Below are 7,222 nucleotides of genomic sequence, written 5' to 3'. Positions count from 1 at the left end.
GCAGGTTATCAAAAGAAATCTTTTCCCATTCGCTGTTCTGCGAGAAGCCCGCGGCATTATAGCGTCCTGTGGTCGATCCTGCCGCCCGCAAGCAATAGGTTACAAGTCCTGAGCAGTCAAACGTATTTGGCCCTTGTGCACCCCAGACATATTTACAACCAAGCTTTTCCGCAGCGGAGTTGATAAACGCATCGATGTTCCCCTTGCGCTGTACCGCATTCTTCATCTCTTCCGTGGGTTCTGCATCAGGCGAATAAATGAGATTTAACGTCATTTCGCCCGTCTTACCGTCAACGCCCAAGTCGTTTCGCGATTGAAAAGCTTTGACCGCGGCGATCGTATCCGTTCCATAATACCCGGACACCGTTCCAAGGTAACCAAGCTCCTGTAGCCTGCTCTGCAAACTCTGAACATCTTCGCCCTCTGTCCCCTGCAAAAGCGTATACGGCTTTGCATCCTCAGAATATATCTGCGCCAATGTCAGCGGCCCGGCTACGCCATCCTGTTCAAGTCCCTGCTGCCTCTGGAAATACTGCACCGCCAGATTGGTTGCGGGGCCAAAATAGTTGGTCGTTTCGTCGATCTGCAAAAAGCCCAGATCCATCAAACGCTGCTGCAGCTTCGCGACCTCCTCGCTCTCCATACCCTCTTTGAGCGTCGGGTCGGGCGTAGGCTCCGGGGTCGGTTCAGGTGTCGGGTCGGGCGTAGGTTCTGCCGCCTGCACGCCCTCCGCTCCCTGCGAAGCAACTGCCTGCTGATCGTCCGATCCAAAAGCCATCGTCGGAAGTCCGCCATTCACAGACAAAACAACAACGACAACTGCCACCGCAACCGCAGCCGTGCCCGCATAAAGTGCAATTTTTTTTGTTTTAGACCACTTCGCAATGTTTGAGAAAAAATCTTTGAATAAATTCTTTACGCGATAAGAACTGAAATTGTTTCTTTTCTTGAAATACTTCTTTTTCATACATACTCCACCAACAGGCATATTTCATTACAAGAATATAACAAAATTGTGTCTTTTGATATTATACACCAAACAACGTCGTTTGTGTACTCCCCAAAAACAAAAGAAAACCGCACCCCTGATAAAAGATGCGGCCGTCTGCAGCCTGTTATTTCACAAACTCTATTTCCCTGATACGCTGCGGATCGATACGGTTCAGTATAGCGATTTCGTCGACCGTCGGCGCTGGCGTCACCCCCACCGCATTTCTCGAAAGCGGAAACGCTGTGTTTTCCTGCACATTTTCAAACGTCGTAGTCGGGTGCACCGTATCGAGCTCCAGCTTTCCCTCACGGAAGCGGAACACACACAAGGGCGTTACGATCTTATCGATATTTCCTCGTGTGGTAACAAAGTCCACTTTTTCTACAAAGGTACGCGCATCATGCTTGGTGCGCCAGATGATCGCACGCTTGGCCGTCGGGATCAGCACCGCGCTGCCTGCCCCGCCGGGCATACGCACCTTGGGACGCTTGTAATCGCCAATCACCGAAGCGTTCACATTTCCGTTCACATCAAACTGTATCCCGCTCAAAAACGCAACATCAAGCCCACCGCGCATAGAAAGGTCAAATACATCCTGCAGCGGAAACATAGCCTGCGCATCCTCACACAGCTCACTGCCCGCACTCGTATACTCTTTTATCTTGATCACGTCCGGGTCGACACCGCCCGGAATATTCAAGTAGACCGCCTCCGGCGCATGCATGCTTTTCGCAAGCAGCAACGCAAACATAGGCATATGGGAAGAAACGCCGTGAAAAACAGTTTCTTTGTTTTGAATGAGCCGAGCCATCGCGCAGATCATCATATCTGCCGCCGTATACTCCCGGGCCGGTTCGCTTATTCTGTCAACCATCAGTAAACCTCCCTCGAGACATTGTCCGCATATTCATACGACTTGAGCCATCCGTCAAGCTCCTCGTCTGTTTTGAGCGCCTTGAATTTTTCGATCTCCCGCCCGTCGATATCATAACACGGGTAACACGAGCACGGTGCCGCCCCCTGCTCGACAGGAACAACAGCACTTACCAAAAAATGCGGGATCGATACCCGTTCGTTCTCACGCCTGATCTGTGAGGTCGGCACGATCTTCTCCGCCGTAACGATCACCTTGCGCGAAGCCTTCGCCATCAGCACGTCCTCAAACAAAGGAGGAGTAATGACCGCATTGCCAAGCTCGTCCGCTTCTTCCACATGCAAAATGCACACATCCGGCACGATTGCTCGTACGACCGTCACCCCCTGCCCCGAAAACGGGTCGGTAATCTTCGTAAAATAGTCGTTTTGTTCGATCAGGTCGCTTACCACAAGCCCTTTCACAGGCATAAAAGGTATGCCCGCCTGCGCAGCGCGCAAAGCGGATATCACCGTATAACACGCGTGCTCGTTCGCCTGCACATCGCCATTTTGCACCGCATAGCGGTAATGGTTTGCAAGCGAATATTTGGATTCATAACTAACAAATCCCGCATCCACACTTTGCACGCATCCGGCAAAGCATAACAGGTCGACATCCATCGCCCCCGCAGTCTTAACGATCTTCAAACCTTTTTTCTTCTGTCGGGCAATCTCGCGCACCAGCGCCATCGGCGCGCGGTGCAGCACATTACCGCCTATTGCAAGAATACTGCCGTCCTCGATCAGCATGGCAGCTTCTTTTAATTTCATTATTTTTCCCACAATATACCTCGATTATTTTGCTGCGTTACACGCGATTTGTATCGCGTCCCATACGCCTGCGTATGGCGGCGAATAGATCAGATCCACCATACCAAGCTGCTTTGTCGTCATATTCGCGTTGATCGCTACCACAAACACATCCGTCCGCAGCGCCGCACCGTCTTTTCCGGCAAGCTGTGCACCCAATATGCGCATGCTCGGCTTTTCATAGATCACCTTAATATAGAGCGGCTCCATGCCCGGAAAATATGCCGGATGGTTTCTTCCCTCAATGGTTACGCTGCCCACCGTATATCCCATGTCGATCGCCTCACGCTCTCCAAGGCCTGTGCGTCCCAGCTCGATGTCACACACCTTAAGCGCAGCAGAACTGGTCATGCCGACAAATACATCGTGTCCGCCGCAAATATTCGTCCCTGCGATCCGTCCGCACTTATTGGCCGCAGTCCCGAGCGGCAAATAGACATTTTTCTGTTTGACCAGGTCATAGACCATTGCGCAGTCCCCCGCGGAAAAGATATCCGGATTTGAAGTGCGCATCTCGCGGTCTACGATCACCGCGCCGTTTCTCTCAAGCGCCACATCCGTACCTTCAAGAAATTGTGTGTTCGGGCGAACGCCGGCAGAAACAACGACGAGGTCTGCTACATAACTTCCCTTGTCCGTCACTACCTCATTGACGCTTTCCGTCCCCTTGAATTCCATCACCTTTTCGCCGGTACGTACATCGATGCCCTTATCTTTCAGCTCATTCATCGCCACGGCAGTGATCTCGTCGTCAAAAGGCGCTAAAATCTTGTCGGTCGCTTCGATGCACACCACGTTCTTCTTCAAAGCATGCATTGCCTCCGCGACTTCAATACCAATATAGCCGCCGCCCACAACAACAACGTTCTGTATACCGTATCCAGTCATTACTTCCTTTAAAAGCAGACCGTCTTCCATCGTTTTTAATACATAAATACCTTTTTTATCGATACCTAAAATCGGTGGTCTTACGGCACCCGCACCCGTACCGACCATCAGCTTATCATACGTATCCTTAAAGGTCTCCCCGGTCTTCAGGTTTCTCGTCGTCACAACCTTGTTTTGCGTATCAACTGCAATGATCTCGTGATGTAAAAAAGTACTGATGCCCATTCCTTCAAATTCCGCGCGCGTGCGTGCGATCATTTTAGTATGGTCGTCGTTGTATCCTGCTACATAATAAGAAAGGCCGCACGCTCCGTAAGAAAGATAGCCGCCCTTTTCATATACGATTACCTGTGCGTCCTTTTGTGTCCGTATAATTTTAGAAGCGGCGGACATTCCTGCCGCCACTCCTCCTGCTATAATAACCTTCAACCCGTGTTCCTCCTGATTTCAGAAACAGTGCTTACCTTAATTTTTCCAATATTTCTCTCGTCACCTGATCTACCAGATGATCGATCTCCGAGCTCGCGGGCTGTGGTGCCGGCTGTGCCGCTTCCGCATTCCCGCCATATATCGTTTTGCTCTTATCTCCGCCGCACTGGCAGCCGCCGATCGGCCCCGACGCAGGAATAACATCCTTATCGTTTGTCGTCTGTACCGCACAAGCCGGCACGCCGCCGCCGTGGATACCAAGCTTGGCGCGCGTTTCGAGAAGCGGTGCGATCTGCTCACAGCTTAGCGGATTTGCTTTGCCGATAATATTTCCCGTATACATCATAATCGTAGCATAATATTCCACCGATTCCAGTCTGTAAAACGCCTGCATCAGGCTTGATCCCCATGTAAGCGCGCCGTGGTTCGCGAGCAATACCGCGTTATAATCGCGGCAGAACGGCGCAATAGAATCCGGCACCTCATTGGTGCCCGGCGTTGCATATTTTGCGATCGGAATACTTCCCAGCCCCATGATCGCCTCTGTCAAGATTGGTTGGTCAAGGCCAATACCTGCGATCGCAAACGAAGTAGCCACCGGCGGATGCGCGTGCGTCACCGCCATGATTTCCGGATTCTCCTTATATGCACGAATATGCATTTTCACTTCCGAAGAAGGTTTGTATTTGCTGTCGCCAGACAAAATTTCGCCATCTAGTGTCATTTTTACGATCATATCCTGATCCATAAAACCTTTGGATACACCTGTCGGTGTCGTCAATATCACATCCGGAGCGATCTTGCAGCTGATGTTTCCATCATTTGCCGCCACAAAACCTTTCTGATACATCCTTCTTCCAATTTCCAAAATCTCTTCTTTCGCTTCAAAAACCGAAGGGAAATTCGCCATGTTCGTTTACCTCGTTTGCAAAAATATTAAAATTCAGTGACTGATTATGTTGTTTTACTGCCAGAGCACAAATCCTGTAAAAGTTCTTTGTTTGATACTATTATAGTACATTTATTTATGTAAGCTGTCAATAAAAAACGCCTCATTTTTCTGTGTTTATACAATATTTTTTTCTGTTTATTTGGTTTTAGTTGATTTTTTATCTAGAAAACAAAATTATTTTCCCTTTTTTCCTTTACAAGCGCAACAAATTTCGTATAATTATAGTATAGAAATCATATTAGGAGTATACCAATGCTTGCATTAACCAGAAAAAACCAGATACGTGAGCTGATACTGGAAAAGAAAAACGTCACCGTTTCAGAGCTTGCCAAACAATTTTCCGTTACAGAGGAAACGATCCGCCGTGATCTGAAGTCCTTAGAGGAATCCGGCGTGCTGATCCGTACCTATGGCGGCGCGTTCATACAGGAAGGCGTTGTAAACGAAATCAAGATGTCTCTGCGCGAAAACATACTGGTGCCCAACAAACAAAAAATAGCTAAGAAATGTGTCGAATTTATTCATAATGGGGATACCATCACTTTAGATGCGTCAACAACAGCCTTCCATATCTGCAACGAGATCAAGCATATGCGGCTGACGGTGCTTACCGATTCCTTGAAGATCATTAATTTTCTTGCGGATTATGTCAACATCAACCTGATTGCGACTGGCGGTACCCTGCAGCACAACTACCATAGCTTTATCGGCAAAACGGCTCGACAGACCATCCGTGAATACTATGTAGATAAGGTGTTCGTTTCCTGCCGTTCGCTCGATATGACACACGGCATCACTGAAGCGGGTGAAGATATCGCGGCGATACGCAAGTTGCTCATCGAGCGCGCAAACAAGGTTTTTTTGATTGCAGACCACTCAAAATTCGATAAAGTATCTTTTGTCAGCATCTGTGATTTTGACAAAATCGATTCCATCATCGTGGACGAGCCGCTTTCTTCCGAGTGGCACGAATTTTTGGCGGAACATGAAGTCAACCTCTACGAATGCGAATAGTCAAACCTTTACAGACCCCTGCATCATAAAATGCAGGGGTTTTTTGTACTTGCGAATAAAGACGGTACTGCCATGGTGGCCATACCGTCTTTATTCTGCTGTATCATATGTTTTTGGAGGATTCAAAAACAAATTCTATTTCTTGGCAGCTGCTTCTTTTTTCCTGAATATCTCTTTTAACGATTCTTCAAACGGCGCATAAGCGATCCCATACTCCGTAATGATCCCAGTGATATTCTGTGCGTCTGTTACGTCAAATGCCGGATAGAATACTTTAACGCCTTCGGGCGCCATTCTCTTTTCATACCACATCTCCGTCACTTCTTCTGCCGGACGCAGCTCGATGTGGATGTCGTCGCCGCTCTCACAGTTCATGTCGATCGTCGATGTGGGCGCGCATACATAGAACGGAATGTCGTAATACTTTGCTGCCATAGCAACATATGAAGTTCCAATCTTATTCGCTGTATCGCCATTCTTCGCCACGCGGTCGCAGCCTACAAACACAGCATCCACCCAGCCTTTTTTCATAACGGACGGAGCCATATTATCGCAGATCAGCGTCGTATCGATGCCCGATTCGTGAAGCTCATAAGACGTCAGTCTTGCCCCCTGCAAAAGCGGGCGCGTCTCGTCGCAGAACACACGGAAGTTATATCCCTTCTCATGTCCCAGATACATCGGTGCTGTAGCCGTACCATATTTACTGGTCGCAAGCTGTCCTGCGTTGCAATGCGTAAGCAGACCCATTTCCGGCTTTAAGAGCGACAGTCCATATTCACCGATGGTCTTGCAGACCCATGTGTCTTCTTCTTTGATCGCTACCGCCTGCTGATGCAGTATCTCCTTGATTTCCGCAACAGATTTGTCCTTGTTCGCTCGCACGACGTCGTCCATACGGTTAAGTGCCCACGAGAGGTTTACCGCTGTCGGGCGCGCAGAATCCAGATACTCCTTTGCTTTTACAAACTGTGCATAAAAGTCGTCAAAGCTGTCAGCCTGTATTTCCTTTGCAGCCAGATAGATGCCGATTGCCGCCGCCACGCCGATCGCCGGGGCTCCTCTCACCTGCAGCAGGTATATCGCGTCCCAAATACTTTTTTGATCTTTCAAATGCAGGATTTCCGTATTATACGGAAGCTGCGTCTGGTCAATGATCACCAGCGCACTGTCTTGATCGTCCAGTGCAACGGTATCATAATCCATAATGCTTTGCTTCATTC

At 49.0% G+C, this 7,222-nt stretch carries 7 protein-coding genes; 1 reads left to right on the top strand and 6 read right to left on the bottom strand.

Annotation, left to right across the window (positions count from 1 at the left end; genetic code table 11):
- The 5 genes from VB081_RS06980 to VB081_RS06960 all read right to left on the bottom strand — a co-directional run.
- Nucleotides 1-967, bottom strand: a 967-nt coding sequence (locus VB081_RS06980) for a peptidoglycan-binding protein (RefSeq protein WP_323400109.1), incomplete at its 3' end; no start/stop codon positions are given.
- A 148-nt stretch (nt 968-1,115) separates the two neighbouring features.
- On the bottom strand, nt 1,116-1,865 hold the full coding sequence (locus VB081_RS06975; RefSeq protein WP_323400108.1) for a CoA-transferase subunit beta: 750 nt from the start codon (nt 1,863-1,865) through the stop codon (nt 1,116-1,118).
- Nucleotides 1,865-2,677: a CoA transferase subunit A gene (locus tag VB081_RS06970; protein WP_323400107.1), complete on the bottom strand. Its 813-nt coding sequence runs from the start codon at nt 2,675-2,677 to the stop codon at nt 1,865-1,867. The genes VB081_RS06975 and VB081_RS06970 overlap by 1 nt, the downstream gene beginning before the upstream one ends.
- A 24-nt stretch (nt 2,678-2,701) precedes the next feature.
- On the bottom strand, nt 2,702-4,033 hold the full coding sequence (locus tag VB081_RS06965) for a CoA-disulfide reductase (RefSeq protein WP_323400106.1): 1,332 nt from the start codon (nt 4,031-4,033) through the stop codon (nt 2,702-2,704).
- 31 nt (nt 4,034-4,064) lie between these two features.
- Nucleotides 4,065-4,943: a class II aldolase/adducin family protein gene (locus VB081_RS06960; protein WP_323400105.1), complete on the bottom strand. Its 879-nt coding sequence runs from the start codon at nt 4,941-4,943 to the stop codon at nt 4,065-4,067.
- 294 nt (nt 4,944-5,237) lie between these two features.
- Between VB081_RS06960 and VB081_RS06955 the strand changes: the two genes are divergently transcribed.
- A complete protein-coding gene (locus tag VB081_RS06955; RefSeq protein WP_323400104.1) occupies nt 5,238-5,999 on the top strand; it encodes a DeoR/GlpR family DNA-binding transcription regulator in 762 nt (253 codons plus the stop codon).
- A gap of 135 nt (nt 6,000-6,134) precedes the next feature.
- Here the strand turns inward: VB081_RS06955 and mtnA are convergent, their stop codons facing one another.
- Nucleotides 6,135-7,220 carry an S-methyl-5-thioribose-1-phosphate isomerase gene (mtnA, locus tag VB081_RS06950; protein WP_323400103.1) on the bottom strand — a complete coding sequence of 362 codons (1,086 nt, stop codon included), beginning with the start codon at nt 7,218-7,220 and terminating at the stop codon, nt 6,135-6,137.
- Between the last annotated feature and the right edge of the window lie 2 nt (nt 7,221-7,222).

The sequence above is a fragment of the Christensenella sp. genome (assembly GCF_034927525.1).
Classification (GTDB): domain Bacteria; phylum Bacillota; class Clostridia; order Christensenellales; family Christensenellaceae; genus Christensenella.
The sequence above is the reverse complement of the archived record's forward strand: the minus strand, read 5'-3'. Positions and strand labels throughout refer to the sequence as shown.

What these genes read in the sequence shown, in the direction of transcription:
- VB081_RS06975 (WP_323400108.1), bottom strand. Translation starts at nt 1,865, where the DNA reads ATGGTTGACAGAATAAGCGAACCGGCCCGGGAGTATACGGCGGCAGAT.
- VB081_RS06970 (WP_323400107.1), bottom strand. Translation starts at nt 2,677, where the DNA reads ATGAAATTAAAAGAAGCTGCCATGCTGATCGAGGACGGCAGTATTCTT.
- VB081_RS06960 (WP_323400105.1), bottom strand. Translation starts at nt 4,943, where the DNA reads ATGGCGAATTTCCCTTCGGTTTTTGAAGCGAAAGAAGAGATTTTGGAA.
- VB081_RS06955 (WP_323400104.1), top strand. Translation starts at nt 5,238, where the DNA reads ATGCTTGCATTAACCAGAAAAAACCAGATACGTGAGCTGATACTGGAA.
- mtnA (WP_323400103.1), bottom strand. Translation starts at nt 7,220, where the DNA reads ATGAAGCAAAGCATTATGGATTATGATACCGTTGCACTGGACGATCAA.